Source organism: Pseudomonas sp. 3JA, assembly GCF_036961705.1.
In the GTDB taxonomy this organism is placed as follows: Bacteria; Pseudomonadota; Gammaproteobacteria; order Pseudomonadales; family Pseudomonadaceae; genus Aquipseudomonas; species Aquipseudomonas fluorescens_Q.
This window is the reverse complement of the sequence record NZ_JBAMDJ010000068.1, coordinates 1-17,884: the sequence shown is the minus strand read 5'-3', so window position 1 is coordinate 17,884 and position 17,884 is coordinate 1. Positions and strand designations below refer to the sequence as shown.

Genomic DNA, 17,884 nt, shown 5'->3' with positions numbered 1-17,884 from the left:
CCCGGTCGACCAACCGATTTGCTCTTGAAACTGACACTGATTCGAGGCATTCCCTTAACCCACGCCGAGCCCAATTCCCGTGGCGAGGGAGCTTGCTCCCGCTGGGGCGCGCAGCAGCCCTGGAGCCCGGCAACGCGGTGGGTCAGGTTGATTGAGTGAGCTTGAGAGGGGCTGCTGCGCAGCCCAGCGGGGGCTCTCTCCTACACCTGGGCTGGGGGTCGCCCTGCAATTATGGGTGCATTCTCACGTGGGCAGCATTTCGGCCACGAGCATCGCATCAGCCTGCGGGGCGACTTCGCTGAGCTTGCCATGTTCGATGCGGATCAGCCGGTCGGCCAGGCTGAAGTAGGCGTCGTCATGGGAAATGACGATCAGTAATTTGCCGCGCTCGCGCAGGTCCGGCAGGATCCGGGTGTAGAAAAAGTGCTTGAACACGGGATCCTGGTCGGCGGCCCATTCGTCGAACAGGTAGCAGGGGCGATCATCCAGGTACGCACTGAGCAGCGCCAGGCGCTTGCGTTGCCCGGTGGACAGCGCCAGCGTCGTCAGCTTGCCTTCTTCGATTTTCACCTTGTGGTCCAGTTGCAAGTGCACCAGGTAGTCCTGCGCCTGTTTCACCAGGTGTGGATCGTCGCCATCGAACAGGTTTTCGAACAGGCAGAAGTCGGTGAAGATCGCCGAGAAGTGCTGCCGGAAATGGTGGTTGTCATTACTCGAGGACACTTGCTCGTCGAGCATGATGTCACCGCTTTCCGGCCGGTACAGGCCAGTCAGCAACAAGGCCAGGGTGGTCTTGCCGCTGCCGTTGCCGCCGGTGATGAATACTACTTCGCCGGCATTGAGGGTGAGGTCGATCGGGCCCAGGGTGAAATGACCGTCCTCGCGTTCGCGGTAATAAGTGTGGGTGACCTGGCGGCACACCAGGCTGCGAACCTGGGTTGGCGAGATCGTGTCGAGGGCCTCGTCGGCGGCTTGCATCTGGCCTTCCAGGGCGCGGATCTTGTTCAGCGCCACGCTGGCCCGGCCGAGGGTCGGCAAGGCGTGCATCAGCTCCGACAGCGGCGTGATCATGTAGAGGATCGCCAGTATATAGCCGGTGACCAGGCTCACGCCCAGGTCGATGAAATGCGGCGCGGCGAACAGCACCACGCCGATCAGCATATAGAACACCGCATTGCCCCAGTTCAGGACCAGGGCGTAGATGCTCATGCCCCGAACAAAATCGCGGCGATATTGCTGGCTCACCGGTATCAGCAGGCGGGTGAAGAAGTACTGCCGGCGCGGATGGTTGAGTTGCAGTTCCTTGCTGCCATCGGTGAGCAGGCGGTATTGATTGAACAACTGGTCCTTGAGCTCGCGAGCGCGGGAAATCGAGGTCAGCGCCCGGCGTTGCGGCCAGTGAAAGCTCAGGCTACCCAGGGCGATCAGCAGCAGCGTCAGGCCCAGCAGCGGCATGCTGAGCCAGCCCAGGTAGCCCAGGCAGGCGACGATGATCCCGACGTTGACCAGCAGGATCGGCACCAATTCCACCGCCTGGCTGATGGTTTGCGTATCGTCGGTGAGCATTGCCAGCAGGCGATGTTTGCCCAGGCGCTGCAATTGCGCGTAGGGCGTGTCGATCAGCTTGGCGCTCAGGTGCAGGCGCATGTCGTTGACCGCGGCCTGGCCCAGGCGTAGCAGGCTGATGTCGGAAATGATCCGCGACACCGCCACCAACACCACGAGGCCGGCGAAGAGCAGGCCATCCACTGGGCGCAGCTTATCGAACACCTCCAGGCTGTGGTTGATGTTGGCGATCAGGCCGGCCGCTGCGAGGCCGCAGGTCAGCCCCGTCAGGGTCGCCACCAGCAGTGCGCGCCATGAACGTTTAGCCATGAGTAACAACAGATCCATTTCAAACCGCTCCGTGTGTAGCAATGGCCGTGAGACGCGCCGCCAACTGTTCATGCAAGGCGCGTTGCTCAAGGATGGTGAGGTGTTGTGCTGCGATGACCTCGCGGGTCAATGGCCCGCTGCTCAGGCGTTCCCACTGCGGGTCGGCGAAGTCAGGCTGGGCCAGGGTGTCGCTGGCCCACCAGACATGCACTGGGCACCTTAGCCGGGCAGGTTTGAAAGTCCCCAGCAGATGCTGCGTATGCTGCTGGTAGCGCAGCCGCGTTTGCAAATGCTCCCAACTGTCGCCATCGAGTTGCAGGCCTTGTTGCCGTGCCCACTGGACCAGTTCCGGCAGGCGTGCCGCTGGGGGCAGGGCGTCCAGTTGCGCCAGCAGCGCGGCCATGATCGGCGACGGCAACTGGCGCAACACGGCCTGGCTGTCCGGTGTCAGTGCTTGGGAAGCCGATTCCAGCAGAGCTTCGACACCGTCTTCCAGCGCCTGATGCTGGTATTGCGAGTCGATGATACCGAGAAACGCCACTTCTTCACCCTGGCTTTCCAGGCGAGCGGCCGCGGCAATCGCGAGCAGGCCGCCAAGGGAGAAGCCCAACAGGTGATAAGGCCCCTGCGGTTGCTGCTGGCGCAGGTGCTCGACATAAAGCGCGCCGAGGCTCTCGATATCGCCGCCCAGCGCTGTGCTGTCGTCGCTCAGGTACGCCGCCTGCAAGCCCCACAGATGCCAGCCCGAAAGCGGCGCCAGCAGCGTGCGGTAATCCTGCACGTGGCCGGTGGAGGGGTGGAAGCAGAACAGGTTGGCGGCTTCAACGGCGTTGGGCGCCGATAGCCGGACCAGCGGCGAGAGCTTGAGCTCGGCCTGTACCAGCGCCGCAAACGCCGAGACGCTCGGGGCATTGAACACCGTATTGACCGTCACCGGCGCCGACAGCGCGGTCTGCAGGCGACTGGCAAGGGTCACTGCTGCCAGGGAATGGCCGCCCAGTTCGAAGAAGTCATCGTCGATGCCCACCCGCTCCAGGCCCAGCACCTGCGCCCAGACGTCGGCGAGCAGGGCTTCCAGCGGTGTGCGCGGCAAGGCGCTGCCGACCGTGTCGAGAACTTTATCGGCCCATTGCTGGAGGGTCTTGCGGTCGAGCTTGCCGTTGCTCATCAGCGGCAAGGCTTCGACGATCCGCAGGGTGGGCAGCATGTAGTCCGGCAAGCAATCCTGGGCCTGGCCATGCAGCCGGGCGACCGTGGTCGAATGCCCAGGTGCCAGGGTCATGAAGGCGAACAGTTGCTGGCCGAGCTCGCCCCGGGGGACGCATTCCACGGCAGCTTGGGCGACACCGGGAAGGCCGGTCAGCTGCGCCTGGATCTCGTCGAGCTCCACGCGGAAACCACGGATTTTTACCTGGCGGTCTGCGCGTCCGGTGATTTCCAGACTACCGTCATGGCGATAGCGGGCCAGGTCGCCGGTGCGATAGAGGCGTTCGCCAGGCAGGTGCGCCAGCTCGATAAAACGCCCGGCGCTTTGTTGCGCGTCTAGGTAACCGCGGGCCAGTTGCGGGCCGGCGATATACAGCTCGGCGCTTTGGCCGGGGGCGGCCAGCGCTTGCTGTTCGTCGAGCAGGTACAGGCGCATGCCGTCGAGACGGTCGCTGAGGGGCAGGCGGCGATAATCCATGGCTGGCTCGGCTTTGTGCATCACCACGCCAACGGTGGTTTCGGTCGGGCCGTAATGGTTGAAGACTGCCAGCGTCGGCGCGAGGCCGCGAATGCTTTGCAACAGGCGCCGCGAACAGTTTTCGCCACCGAGGATCAATTGCTTGCGTGGCAACACGGCAGCGCTTTGGGCGTGAATCAACCAGGCGTCGAGCAACGACGGCACGATCTTCAGGTGGTCGATCGGGTACTGCGCCTGCCAGGCAGCCCAGGCCTGGGCGTCCATGGCCGTTTCCTTGTCCAGCAGGTGCAATTCACCGCCGCTGAGCAGTGCCGGGAACAGCAACGTGTAGCCCAGGTCGGCGGCCAGGGAAGTGACCACCGCGCTGCGTTCGCCGGGCGCCAGCGCCAGGCGGTGGGACACGCTGGCGACATAACTGGCGAGCTGCCGATGTTCGACGATGACACCTTTGGGCGTCCCGGTGCTGCCGGAGGTGAACAGCACGTAAGCCGCGTCCTGGGCGTGGATCTCGACGTCGACTGGCGTGGCGGATGCTTGCTGCCAGGTCGCTTCGTCCCGCAGGTCGAGGCTGCCGATGCCGGGCAACGTGGGGGCGCTGCCGGCCGAACCGCTCAGCACGAAGATGGGCTGCGCCTGTTGCAGGATGGCCAGGGAGCGCTGTGCAGGCTGATGCACGTCCAGGGGGACGAACGCCGCGCCGCTCTTGAGCACGGCGAGCATGGCCAGGACCATCTGCGACGAGCGATCCAGGTACAAGGCGACGCGGTCTTCGCGACCTACGCCTTGAGCGCGCAGGTAACGCGCCAGTTGGTTGCTGTGGGCCTGCAATTGGGCGTAGCTCAGTTGCCCGTGATGGTCGCGCAGGGCCAAATGCTCGGGGAACTGCGCGGCGCATTCAGCGAAACGCGCTGGTACGCTGGCAAACGACGGGGCAGCGACGTCGCCCTGCCGGGCGGCCAGCGTCGCGCTGAAGCTCGGCGCCTGCAACGACAGCTCGGCCAGGGGCTTGCCTGGGTTGGCGAGGGCATCGAACAGCAGCGATTGGAACTGCTCCAGAAGCGTCAAGGCGGCTTGTTCGCTGTAGCGGCTCGGCAGATGGTGCAGGTTCAGCCGATAGCCAGGACCTCTGGTTTCGTGGTTGACCGTTTCGGCAACCAGCAGCAACTCCATGCCTGCCGGGATGGCTTGCGCATCCAATACAGTGAGCGTCGATGCAAGACTGCCCAGGATGTCGAGTCGATCGGACAGGTGTGCGCCCCACTGGAAACCGTAGTGCAGGGTTTCGGCCGGCAGTGCGGTGCTGACGCCGCAGTATTCCTGCCATTCGATGGCTTGCTCGCACAGCGACTGCAGGCTCTCCAGTGCCTGGACAAATGAACTGTTCGCAGCCGGTTGCCAGCGCAAGGGCAGGGGCTTGGCGAATAAACCCCAGCAGTCTTCGAGTTCCTCGTAGTCGTCGCGGCAATCGTGTACCCAATTCAAGGTCAATGCCGGGCTGTCACCGGTACTCAGGCGTTGCAACAGCACGCCCCAGGCGCTCATCAGCACCTGCTCGGGCGATGCTCCGTGACGCTGGCAAAAGCGATCCAGGGCACTGCTCAATTGCGGGTTGGCGAGCAGGCGGGTGGTTACCGGGGCGTCGTGGCGGTCGTTGCGCACCTGGCGGTAGAGCAGCTCGCTTCCGGCTGGTTCGTCCAAGGCCTGGCTGGCCCAGAAGCGCCGACCAGGCTCGGCGTCATCATCGGCCTGCAATTCATGGAGCCAGGCACTGTATTGGGTGTAGGTCATGGCCTCGTCATCGAGGCACGGTGCATCCGTCGATCCCAACGCCTGGGCCAGGCGCAGCAAGGTGCCGCGATCCGCGCTCAGCGCCGGCAGTTGCAGTGTCACCCGGTGGCGATCGTCGCCCACCGATTGCACTTCGACACTGATCGCGTCAGCTGCGCTGGCGGTGGGCTCGACCACTTGCAGCGGCATCAGTAGGCCCGGCTCGGGCCGCACGCTCAGGCGCAAGGCCTCGTGACAAGCGCTCAACGCGGCCAGCCGCTGCTGCAGGCGTTCCAGCGCCAACGCGCCGGTGATCTCCAACTCCAGGCGCACGGGCGGCAAGCCCGCCAGCCATTGGCTGCGCTGTTGCGGCGAGAGGGCGAAGGCTTCTTCACGTTTCTCAAAGGCGGTCATGCCTGCACCTCCGAAGCCGGCAGCGGCTGTGCTTCGGGCAACTGCCCCGTCAGTTCTTCGCGGCGCATCATCTGGCCCATGGCGACGCAGATCTTGCGTTCGCCCTCGAAGGGATCCCGGGCGTGAGCCACCAACATATTGTCCAACATGACCATGTCACCTTTTTGCCAGGTAAAACGTACCGCGCAATGTTCATACGCCTCGCCGATCACTTGCATCACCGCGTCTTCGATCACGCTGCCGTCGCCGTAGTACACGTTGCGGGGCAGGTGCCCGGGGCCGAACAGGCTGATCAGGTTGCTGCGTACTTCCGGTTCCAGGCAGGCGGTGTGGTGCAGTTGCACCTGGTTGAAGAACGACAGTTCTCCTGTCTCGGGATGCCCGACGATGGCCGGGCAATGTTGGGCGATCCGCAGGTTGTCGGCCCCCAGCCATTCCCAACGCATGCCCGACGCCAGGCATTGGCGCTCGACTTCCTCGCGCTGTTCGGTCTTGAAGAAGTCCTGCCAGCGCACATCCAGCTTGTCGGTGAAGTGTCGCACGTAAAGCAGCCCCAGGGCCTTGAAGCGAGCGACGATGTCCTCGGGCAAGCGCGCCAACACCTGCCGGCAATCGACAATGGGCGTGCAGCCGCCGCGCGGTGCCGGCGTTTCGCAATAGAACCACTGCTTGCGTGGCCACTGCGGCAGATGGGAGCTCTCGTTGTGGAAGAGAATCATGTGCTGTTCCGGGTACGGCGTGGAGTGGTAGATGTTCTTGCCCGAGGTGTTTTTCGGCAGGTCTCCGTAGGTCCCGTAGAGGTCGGGTTCGATGGCCTGGGCGAATTGTTCGAAAGCGCCAGCGTCCGGCAGGTTGAAACCCCGGAACAGCAGGCCGCCGTGGGTCAGCAACTGGGCATTGATCCATTCCCGGGCTTGCAGCGCCCAGTGCACCGGGTCCAGGTCGCCGAGCAACGGCTCGATCACCAACGGCAAGGCTTGCCCGGCGTTGAGGGTGCGGGTACGGACCTGCTCGTGGGCCACCTGGCTCACGGCGGTTGCACGAGTCTGCTTGAGCTTGCTCAGTTTCGACTGCTTGCGCGCGCTGCGGGCCGAGGCCTCGTCGAGCGACGAATCAGCCTGGGACGCGGCGTCAGCGTGGCTGCCCTCAAGGCGCCACGACCACTGCTCCAATGCCTGGGCGGGGGCCGAGACGATCTGCTCCAGCAGGTGTTCGAAGCCCTGTTCGAGGCGCTGGATGGTCTGCTCCTGCAACACGCTGGTGCGGTACACCCAGCGCACGTTCAGGCCTTGCTCTTCGTCCTCTTCGACAAACACGGCGAGGTCGAACTTGCTGCTCTCCTGGGGGGCTACCAAGTGCTCCACTTCAAGGTCCGGCAGGCTGGCATTGCCACTGGGCGTGTTCTGCATGACGAACAACACCTGGACCAACGGGTTGACCCCTGGCGTACGCGGCGGCTGCAACTCCTCCACCAGTTTGTCGAACGGCACTTGCTGGTGTTGGAACGCTGATAGGCAATCCTCGCGCAAGCGTTGCAGGCGGGTGTCAAAGGTTTCGCCCTCGCTCAGGCGGGCACGGATCGGCAACACGTTGACGAAGAACCCGATGAGATGTTCCAGGGCCGGATGTTCGCGGTTGGCCAGGTCGGTGCCGACGATGAACTCGTTGGCCCCGGTGGCCCGCTGCAACAGGCTGTTGAAGGCATTGAGCAAGACCATGAACAGTGTTGCCCGTTGCGCTTGCGCATAGGCCTTCAGCACCTGGGCCTGGGCCGGCGTGAAGCGTTGCTCGAGGGCCGCGCCCTGGTAGTCGGGGCGTGCCGGGCGTGGCTGGTCAAGGGGCAACGGGATCAACGTTGGCGCGCCGTCGAGCTGGCGGCGCCAGTAATCGATTGCCCGCGCGAGCAGGCGCTGTTGCGCTTCGCTGCGTTGCCAGTAGGCATAGTCGGCGAACTGGATCGGCAACACCGGCAACACGGGGGTCGAACCGCTGATGCGTGCCTGGTACCCGACGATCAGTTCCTGCATCAGGATGCCCATGGACCAGGCGTCAGTGGCGATGTGATGCAGCACCAGTTGCAGCACATGGTCCTCGCGTCCCAAGCGCAGCAGGTTGGCGCGCAGCATCGGCGCCTGTTGCAAGTCGAACGGGCGCGCGGCCTGTTCATCGATCAGGCGCTGCAGGCTTTGCGCCTGCTCTGCGCTGTCCAGGTCACTCAGCTCGGTTGGCGTCAAGTCCACCAGCGGTGCCGGGTTGATGACCTGGCAAGGTTGGTCGCCATGGAGGTGGAACGCGGTGCGCAAGGACTCATGGCGTTCGAACACCGCCTGCAAGGCTCCTTGCAGCGCCGCGATGTCCAGCGCGCCACGCAGCCTGACGGTGGTGGTCATGTTGTAGGCGGCACTAGGGCCTTCGAAGCGATCCAGGAACCACAACCGTTGCTGGCTGTAGGACAGCGGCAGCGGTTGGTTGCGCGGCGCTGGGGCCATCTCGGTGTCACCGTCGGCCTCGGTCTGGGCGTTGCGTTGCTGATCGACCGCTTGGGCCAGTTGCTCAAGGGTGCCGCGTTCGAACAGGGTGCGCAGCGGCAGGTTCACGTTCAACCGTCGGCGAATTCGCGACAAGACTTGGGTGGCCATCAGCGAGTGACCGCCGATGGCGAAGAAGTCGTCGTGCACACTGACGTTGTCCAGGCCGAGAATTTCCTGCCAGAGTTCGGCCAGGACGTGTTCGGTCGGCGTGCGTGGCGCAATGGATTGCGCCTGTACCGCCTCGTCCTGGGGCACACCCAAGGCGGCGAGGGCACGACGGTCGACCTTGCCATTGGCGTTCAGCGGCAACTGTCCAAGGGCCAGCCAACGGGCCGGGACCATGTAGCTTGCCAGTTGCTGGCCCAGGTATGCGCTCAATACCTGTTGCGCAGGCTCGCCGCCCAGGTCGGCCGTCTCGTCGAGCACATACCAGGCCACCAGTTGCAAGGCGCCGCGGGCGTCGGGCAACGCCAGCACCGCCGAGCTGTCCACCGCCGGGTGTTGCATCAAGCGGTTTTCGATCTCGCCCAGCTCGATGCGGTGGCCACGGATCTTCACTTGCTGGTCGCGACGGCCGAGGTATTCGATCACGCCATCCTCACGCATCCGGCCGATATCACCGCTGCGATACAGGCGCGCATCGGCTTGGAACGGGTGCGGGACAAAAGCCTCGCGGGTGCGTTGCGGGTCGCGCAGGTAACCGCGACCCACGCCGACACCACCGATGCACAATTCGCCGGGTACACCCACAGGGACCAGGCGCAGCGCCGAGTCGAGAACGAACACCTGGTTATTGGCGGTCGGCGTGCCGATGGGCATGTGCAAGCAGTCGTCGGCCGGTGCTTCAGTGATGGGGTAGAAGGCCACGTCGTCCGAGCATTCGGCAGGACCGTAGGCGTTCATCAACGGGATCGCCGGGAAGCGTGCGAACCAGTCTCGCGCCAGGGCCGGCGGCAGTGCCTCGCCAGTCGGCAACAGCCAGCGCAGGCTCGCCAGGCTGTGGTGTGCCTGGCTTTCCTGGAGCATGCCGCGAATCAGCGCCGGCACGGTTTCGAGCAGCGTCAGTTGCTGCTCCTGGACGGCGTCGAGCAGGGCCACGGGGTCGTGGGCCTGGGCATCGGGAAGAATGTGCACGGTGGCGCCGAACAGCGGTGCGGCGAGGAACTGCCATACGCTGATATCGAACGCCGCCGAAGCCGTCTGGGCAATCCGGTCGTGCTCACCCAGGCCCAGGCTCGGGATCTTGCCGAACATGTTGTTGAGCATCCCGCGTTGTTCCACCATCACGCCTTTTGGCGTGCCGGTGGAACCGGAGGTGAAGATCACGTAGGCCAGTTGATCCGGCTGGTGCGCATAGCTGACCGATGGCTGTTCGCGGCCTTGCCAGAGCGCCTGGGCGACCAGGCAGGTGGGCTGCTTGCGCATCTGCGGCAGGACGTTGTCCAGTGTCGAGGTCGCGTGCTCGCACACCAGCAACAGCGGCGCGTCACCGAGGTCCAGCAGTTCCGCCAGGCGTGCGTGGGGCTGTTGGATGTCCAAGGCCTGGAATGCGGCGCCGGCCTTGAGTGTGGCGATCATCATCGTCAGCAACGCCAGGCCACGCTCGGCGAACAGCGCCACCAGGGTTTCCGGGCCGGCGCCGGCGGTTTGCAGCGCATGGGCGATGGCGTTGGCGCGGCGATCCAGTTCGGCGTAGGTCAGCGATTGTCCCTGGCACACGGCGGCCAGGTGGTGCGGGCGGCTGCGCACTTGTTCGGCGAACAACGCTGCATAGCCGCGTTCCAGCGGGAAGTCGACGTCGCTGCGGTTGCAGTCGATCTGCAGGTGCCGGCGTTCCGCTTCGGGCAGCATGTGCAGGCTGCCCAAGGGTGCCTGCGGTGTCTCCAGCATGGCCGACAGCAGCTGCACCAGATGCCCGAGCATGCGCTGTACGGTGTCTGTGCTGAAACGCTGGCTGTCGTAGGACAAACGAATGCCCAGGCGGTCGCCGGGGTACAACACCACCGTCATCGGGAAGTTGGTGTGCACCCGGTCTTCGTAGATGTCGATGCTGAAGGCGTCCAGTTGCACGCTGCTGATGTCCAGCGGGGCGTTTTCGAACACCACCAGGCTGTCGAACAACTGCTGGCCGCGCGGCACCTGGCTGCAACGCTGGATGTCCACCAGCGACGCGCTTTCGTGTTCGCGCAATTGTGCGTTGTGGAACAGCAGTGCCTGCAGCCAGTCGGCCACGGGGGCCGCTGGGTCGACATCGATGCGCAGTGGCAAGCTGTTGATGAACAGCCCGACCATTTCTTCTACACCGGCGAGGTCGGTCGGGCGGCCAGCGACGGTCACGCCGAACAGCACGTCGCGGTTGCCGCTGTAGCGCGACAGCAACAGCGCCCAGGCGCCCTGGATCCAGGTGTTGGGAGTCAGTTGGTATTGCTGGCACAGCTGCTGCAGACGCTGAGTCTGGGCGATGCTCAGGGTCTGGTCGAAGTCACCGACCTGTTCCGGCGCCTGTTCCGGGCCGGCCGCGGGGCTGTCCACATGCAGTGGCGTCGGCTCGCTGAAACCGGCCATTTCGGCCTGCCAGAACGCGTGTGCGGCGGCCATGTCATGGCGTTCCAGCCAGCTCATGTAGCCGCGGAACGAGCGCAAGCGCGGACGGGCCACCGGCTCCTGGCGCACGATGGCCTGGTAGATCGCCAGCAGGTCTTCCATCAGCAGGCCGAAGCACCAGGCGTCGGTCAGGATGTGGTGGAAGCTGCGTACCACGGCGAAGCGCCGCTCATCGAGTTGGAACACCCGCAGGTGGGTCAGTGGTGCGCAGGCCATGTCGAAACCTTGCAGGCGCTGTGCTTCGAGGGCCTGGTCCATTGCCTCGCGTTGCTGCTCTTCGTCGAGATGGCGCAGGTCCTGCCAGTCGAACGCCCGATGGGTTTGGCGGTACACGCATTGCAGCGGCTCATGGTCGTCCTGCCACCAGAAGGCGGTCCGCATCATTGGATGGCGTTCGAGGAACAGCTGCCACGCAGCTTCCATCGCCGGACGCTGCAAGACCCCGTCCCAGCTGTAGCGTTGTTGCATCAGGTAGATGCCGCTGTGGGGTTGCAACAGGGTGTGCAAAAGCATGCCCTGTTGCATCGACGACAGCGGGTAGACGTCTTCGATGTTCAACCAGTCCAGCGGCTCGGCCGCCAGGGTCGCCGCTTGTTTGTGGCACAGCGCGAATGCCTGGCTGGCAGGGCGCAGGTCCGGTGCGGCGACGAGCCCGGCAAGTTCGCTCATGCGTTGAGCAAGGCGCGGTGCCCATTCGGCGGCGAGGGTACCCTGGCTGCGCAGGTGCAGGCAGTCATCCTGCCACCAGGCGTCCAGGGTCAGTGAGCAAGGCAAAGCTGCCGACGGGTTTGCGGCTTCGACCTGGGCCAGGATGCCGCGCTCTTCGCGGTGGCTGTCGAGGTTGCCCAGCCAGCGAATGGCGACCGAGGCCGTTGGCAGGTCGCGCAACGGTTCTTGCAGGTAGGTGTTGTCCGACAGGTAGCGCAGGGCGCCATAGTCGACGCCGTGTTGCGGGTAGGCGCGCATCTGCGCGGCCAGTGCCTGCAAGCGTTGCAGCAGGCTGTCGCCTTCGGGCTGGAGGAAATACGGTACCGCCAGTGCCAACGGCCCCACGATGCGTGCCGGGTCGAGGTCGGCCACGGCAATGGGCGCCGCGACCGGCAAGCGCTCGACACTCGGTCGGGCGCCGTGCACGCTCAGCGCGACCAGGCCGTTGCCGCACAGTTCTCGGCACTGTTCGGCCACGGCCGCGGCCAGCAGGCTGTTCCAGTCCAGTTGCAGCACTTCGCCCAGGCGCTTGAGTTCGCCTGAGGTGGCAGCCGCCAGGGTCTGTTCGATCACGCTGGCCGGCTGATGGCTGTCAGGTAGTTGCAGCGGTTCCACCCCTGCGAATTGCAGCCAATGTTCCCAGGCGTCGTCCAGGGCATCGCCCTGTGCGTGAGCCTGTTGGTGCCGAGTCCACTGGGTGAAGTCACCACCGGCATAGGACAGGCGTACTGGCCGCTGATAACGCAGTTGCGCCAAGGCCAGGTTGAGGTCAGTCAGCAGCAGCGACCAAGAGGCTTCGTCCAGGCACAGCGGATGAGCGGCCAGCAGCACGGCGTGCTTGCCGCCCACTTCCAGCAAGCTGGCGTGCAGGGTTTGGCCGGCCTCCAAGTCCAGCGCATCGACACCGGCCTGGGCCAGGGTTTGCAGTTGCGCCGGGGCGCTGGCTTCAAGTGTCTCGGTGGTGATGACCGGGGGCTTGGCCGCGACCAGCACCCGTTGCTGCCATTCGCCTTCCGGCAGGGCCTTGAGCGCCAGGCGCAAGGCTTGGTGGTGTTGCTGCAAGGCGGTGATGGCCTGGCTCAGCAGCTCGCTGTCGATCGCCTGGGTCAGCGCCACGCAACGCCAAGTCGCGTGCAACGGCCCTTGTTGCACGCGGGCCAGTTGCCCGGCGGCCAGCGGCAGTTCGTAGCCATCGGCAATGTCTTGTGCCACGCCCTGGCTGGCATCGGCGCCCAGTACCCGGGCAATGTCGGCGATGGTGCGGTTTTCGAAGAGCTGGCGGGGCGTGAGTTTCAGCCCTTGCTGGTTGGCGCGAGCGATGATTTGCAAGTTGATGATCGAGTCGCCGCCCAAGGCGAAGAAGTTGTCATGCACGCCGACACGCTCAAGCTTCAACACCTCCTGCCAGATGGCGGCCAGTTGCGCTTCGACTTCATTGCGCGGGGCAACGTGGGTGGCGCTGTCGTCCGTGGGTTTTTGCGGGAGCGGCAGGCGCTGGACATCGACCTTGCCGTTACGGGTCAGGGGCAGTTCGTCGAGGGTGATGAAGTGTGCCGGCACCATGTAGTCCGGCACCCGCGCTGCGAGGTCGTTACGCAGTTTCGTGGCGGACAGCGATTGGCTGGCGACCAGGTAGGCCACCAAGCGCAGGCTGCCGTCCAGTTCCACAGCGCGGACCAGCGCCTGCTCGATCAGCGGCGACAGGCGCTTGAGCTGCGCCTCGACTTCGCCCAGCTCCAGGCGGTTGCCACGGATCTTGACTTGGCTGTCGACCCGGCCGAGGAACGCCAATTGGCCGTCCACTTGCCAGCGCACGCGGTCGCCAGTGCGATACCAGCGTTGCTGATCCGCGTCGAGATGAAAGCGTTCAGCGGTCAGGTCCGGGCGGTGCAGGTAACCCCGGGCCAGGGCACCGTTGATCAGCAGCTCACCGGACACCCCGGTGGGCACCAGCCGACCGTTGGCATCCACCACTTGCAATTGACGGTTCGGCAGCGGCCGACCGAGGGCGATGCTGCGCAGGCCCGCGGGCAGTTCGGTGGCGATCGCCCCGACTGTCGCTTCGCTCGGCCCATAGTGGTTGAACACCCTGAGCCCTGGGGCCAGGCGGTTGACCTGCTCCAGCAGCGCCGGGCCGAGGGCGTCGCCACCGAAGACCAGTAGGGCGCGCGGCAACAAGCGTGCATCGGGCAGCGCCTGCAACAGACCGGCCAGGTGGCTTGGGGTGATCTTCAGCACATCCACCGGGTGTTGCTCGAAAAGTTCGGCCAGTGCCAGGGGGCTGAAGCCGCTGTCTTCATCCACCAGCAACAGGCAGGCGCCGCTGCACAGGGCGCCGAACAGCTGGGTGTGGCCAAGGTCGGCGGCAATGCTCGACAGCAAGCCGTAGCGGGCGGCCGGCGGCGGGTTTAGTACCGCGTGCACTGCCGTCAGGTAATCGACGATGGACTGGTGCTCGACCACCACACCTTTAGGGGTGCCAGTGGAGCCTGAGGTGTAGATCACGTAGGCGGCGTCAGTCGGGCTGTGGGCCACGGTCGGTGGCGTGTCTGGGTGGGAGGCGATGGCCTCGGCTTGTTCCGCCAGCCACAGTGTCGGCGTGTGCTCGCCCAGGCCTTTGAGCAGGGGTGAGGCGGTCGCGCCGATCAGCAGCGCGGCGCGGCTGTCCACCAGCACATCGGCCAGGCGCCCGGCGGGCTGCTTGAGGTCCAGCGGCAGATAGGCGGCGCCGGCCTTGAGGGTGGCCAGCAGGGCAATCACGAACTCGGTGCTGCGTTCCAGCGCCAATGCCACGACGCTGTCGTGGCCGATACCCTGGGCGCGCAAATACTGGCTGAGGCGGTTGGCCTGCTGGTCCAGTTCACGGTAGGTCAGGGCGACCTGACGGTCGCGGACCGCCAGGTGTTCCGGGTGAGCGGCCACCTGTTGTTCGAAGCGCAGGTGCAGGCACGCATGCGGCACCGGCAGTTGCACGCCGCGACCCTGCCCGAGCAGTTGCTGGCGTTCTTCAGGGCTCAGCCATTCAAGCTCGCTGACCCGGCATTGCGCTTGCGCCGTCATCGCCAACAGGATGGCGCGCAATTGTGCCGACAACACTGCGACTTCGGCGTCGCTGAAGCGACTGCGGTCGTAGCTGATCAGATAATGCAGTTGTTTGTCCGGCACCACGATCAGCGACAGCGGGAAGTGGTTGCGGCCTTGAGTGAGGGTAATGCCGTCGGCCTGCTGGTCGCTGCTCGGGGCACTGAAGCTCAAGCCGCCGGTGTCCTGGTTGAGCGCGTCGGTGACCGGGAAGTTCTCGAACACCAGGATCGAGTCGAACAGCGCCTGTTCGGCGGCGATGCGCGTCATCGACTTGAGCTTGCCCAGCGGCAGGTAGGCGTGGTGACGCAGATCGCTGTTGGCTTGCTGCAAGTGTTGCAGCCAGGTCACCAGCGTCGGCTCGTCAGCCCATTGCACGCGCAACGGCAATGTATTGATGAACAGTCCGACGGTGCTGTCCACCGCCGCCAGGTTCTCCGGACGCCCGGCGACGGTGACGCCATAGATCACGTCGTCACGCCCGGCGTGTTGGCCCAGCAGCAGTGCCCAGGCGCCCTGGATCAGGGTATTGATGGTCAGGTCGCTCTGGCGGGCGAAGTGGGCCAGTTGCTCGGTTTCGCTGGCCGTCAGCAGGCTTTCCCGTTCGGCGAACGGCGCTCCTGCCGGTGCTGCCTGGCGTACGGCAAAGGTGGGCAGCGGGGTCGGCTCGCTGACGTCCTGCAACTGCTCGCGCCAGAACCCTTCGGTGGCGGCCATGTCCTGTTCCGCCAGCCAGGCGATGTAGTCCCGATAAGGGCGGGTCGGCGCCAGGTGCGCGGGGCGGCCGTGGGCTTGTTCGTAGTACAGCGCCAGCCACTCCTGGACGGCGATGCCGACGCTCCAGCCGTCCATGAGGATGTGATGGAAGGTCCAGATCAGGTGCCAGCGCTCGGGGGCCAGGCGCACCAGGCACACGCGCATCAGCGGCGACTCATTCAGTTCCAGGGGTTGCGCCCGCTGCTCCAGCGCCAACTGTTCCAGCGCGGCCTGTGGCTCGGCGCGGTCTTGCCAGTCCAGTTCGGTCAGGGGCAGGGCTACTTCCTGTTGCACCACCTGATAGGCATCGTCCAGTTCTTCCCAGAGAAACGCACTGCGCAGCACCGCGTGGCGCTGCATCAGCGCCTGCCAGGCACCGCGAAACGCGTTCAGTTGCAGCGGGCCGTTCATGTCCAGGCTCAGTTGCTGGTAATAAACCCGCGAATCCGGTTCATAGACGCTGTGGAACAACAGGCCGTGCTGGGTCGGCGAAAGGGAGTAGATGTCTTCGATGTTGTTCATGCTTGCTTGGTCCATTTCAAAGTCTTGAGAACTCAAGTGAGTCGATCCAGGCGCCGCGCAGGTCTGAGGCCTGCGCAGGCACCGCGTCGCTCACTAGCTTTGGGAATTGGGTTTGGTCTTGAGCTTGCCCAGCAGCTTGTCCAGGGATTTCTGGTTCAGCGCCTTGGCCAGCGGGAAGTCCGCGGGCATCAGCGAACCGGCCAGCGGGTCGAGGCAGTGTTCGACCAGCGCCTGCAAACGTTCCAGCAGGCGAGCGGGCAAATGGCTGTCGGCGTTCGGCGTGACGCTGTGCCACTCGACACGCAACACGCCGTCCTCCAACCAGGCCACCACTTCACGGGCATGGGTCACTCGGTTCACCGGGGCCACGTTTGGCGGCGGGGTCAAGCTGCTGGCGCGCAACCAGCCCGCTGGCGTTTGCTCATGCCCCAGGTAGTTGAACAGCACATCACCGTGGCTGGCCGGCAACTCGCCGCGCTGGCGCAGCAAGCCGTAGCCGAGGCCCAGGCCAGGTACGTCACGCAAGGCTTGCTTGGCGTTGCGCACCTGATCGCCCGCGGCCCCGCTGGTATTCACCCGAAGTGGGTAAAGGGTGGTGAACCAGCCGACGGTGCGGCCGACGTCCAGCCCGGCAAACGGTGCGTCACGCCCGTGGCGCTCCAGGTCCACGACGATGTCGCTGTGCTGTTCGGCCTCGGCCAGGGTCGCGGCGAGGGCAGCGATCAGCAGTTCTTCCGGTTGCGTGCGGTAAGCCGCGTGGGACTCGGTCAGCCATTGGTGCGTGCGGTTGGCATCCCAGCGGGCCGACAGGGTCTGGCGCTCGGCGACCGTGGCCATGGGCGGCTGGGTCGCGCCGATCTGCGCACTCCAGTAGCGATGTTCGGCAGCGACCTTGGCGGCATGGGCTTGCAGGTGTTCGGCCCATTGACGATACGAGGTGGTTTTCGCCGGCAACGTCGGGCTCTCGCCACGCTCCAGTGCCGGGTACAACTGCTGGAAATCTTCCAGCAGCGGCGTCCAGGACACCGCATCGACCACCAGGTGGTGGGCCACCAGGTACAGACGCTGCGGGGTGCCTTCCAGCAGCGCCGCGGCAAACAGCGGGCCGTGTTGCAGGTCCAGGCTCTGGGCGACTTGCAGCAGTTGTTCCGGGTGCTCGCAGCAGGTCAGTTTTGCCGGGGCCACCAGGGCGATGTGCGCCTGCCATTGGCCGTCGACATCAGTGAAACGCAAGCGCAGGGCGTCGTGGTGGGCGACCAGTCGATCCAGCGTGGCTTGCACAATGGCTGGCTCCAGGCGACGGTCGCTGTCGGCCAGCACCGATTGGTTCCAGTGCGCGACCTGGACCTGCTGCTGGTCGAAGAACCACTGGTGCAATGGCATCAGCGGCATCGGCCCGGTCACATCACCTTGTTCGGCCTGGGCCAGCAGCGCCGTGGTCACATGGGCCAGGGCCGCTGGGGTCGGCGAACGGAACAAGTCCCGTGGCGTGAGCGAATAGCCCTGCTCACGCAAGCGCGAGATCAGTTTCAGGCCGAGGATCGAGTCACCGCCCAGGGCGAAGAAACTGTCCGAGGTGCCGACTTCACGGCCGCCGGTCAAGGTTTCGCCGAGCAACTCACTGAACAACTGGCAAAGCAGGCGTTCCATGTCGTTGCGCGGTGCCGCGTAGTCTTTCTGGGTGTTCGGCAAGGGCAGCGCGGCCAGGGCCTTGCGGTCGATCTTGCCGTTGGTGCTCAGGGGCAGGGCCGGGATCTGCACCCACACCGCCGGCACCATGTAGGCCGGCAGCTCGGTCGCGAGCTGGGTGTCGAGGTCCGACTGCGCGGTGCTACTGCTGTAGAACGCCACCAGGCGGTTGTCGATGACCAGGGTGCAGGCGCCAGTGATGGCCGGCAGGTTCAGCAGGGCTGAGTCGATTTCCCCCAACTCGATGCGTTGA

General features: G+C 65.1%; 4 protein-coding genes. All 4 read right to left on the bottom strand.

Going from position 1 to position 17,884, the window contains the following annotated elements; translation table 11 throughout:
• Nucleotides 1-243: 243 nt before the first annotated feature.
• Complete coding sequence (locus V7773_RS29375) at nt 244-1,893, bottom strand: cyclic peptide export ABC transporter (protein ID WP_336076388.1); 1,650 nt, start codon at nt 1,891-1,893, stop codon at nt 244-246.
• A gap of 1 nt (nt 1,894) precedes the next feature.
• Entirely contained in the window at nt 1,895-5,740 is a 3,846-nt protein-coding gene (locus V7773_RS29370) for a non-ribosomal peptide synthetase (RefSeq protein ID WP_336076387.1), read from the bottom strand.
• The gene (locus tag V7773_RS29365) at nt 5,737-15,942 is read right to left on the bottom strand and encodes an amino acid adenylation domain-containing protein (RefSeq protein ID WP_336076386.1); all 10,206 of its coding nucleotides are present in this window, start codon (nt 15,940-15,942) and stop codon (nt 5,737-5,739) included. The genes V7773_RS29370 and V7773_RS29365 overlap by 4 nt, the downstream gene beginning before the upstream one ends.
• A gap of 93 nt (nt 15,943-16,035) precedes the next feature.
• Nucleotides 16,036-17,884, bottom strand: a 1,849-nt coding sequence (locus V7773_RS29360) for a condensation domain-containing protein (protein WP_336076385.1), incomplete at its 5' end; no start/stop codon positions are given.

What these genes read in the sequence shown, in the direction of transcription:
- V7773_RS29375 (WP_336076388.1), bottom strand. Translation starts at nt 1,893, where the DNA reads ATGGATCTGTTGTTACTCATGGCTAAACGTTCATGGCGCGCACTGCTG.
- V7773_RS29370 (WP_336076387.1), bottom strand. Translation starts at nt 5,740, where the DNA reads ATGACCGCCTTTGAGAAACGTGAAGAAGCCTTCGCCCTCTCGCCGCAA.
- V7773_RS29365 (WP_336076386.1), bottom strand. Translation starts at nt 15,942, where the DNA reads ATGAACAACATCGAAGACATCTACTCCCTTTCGCCGACCCAGCACGGC.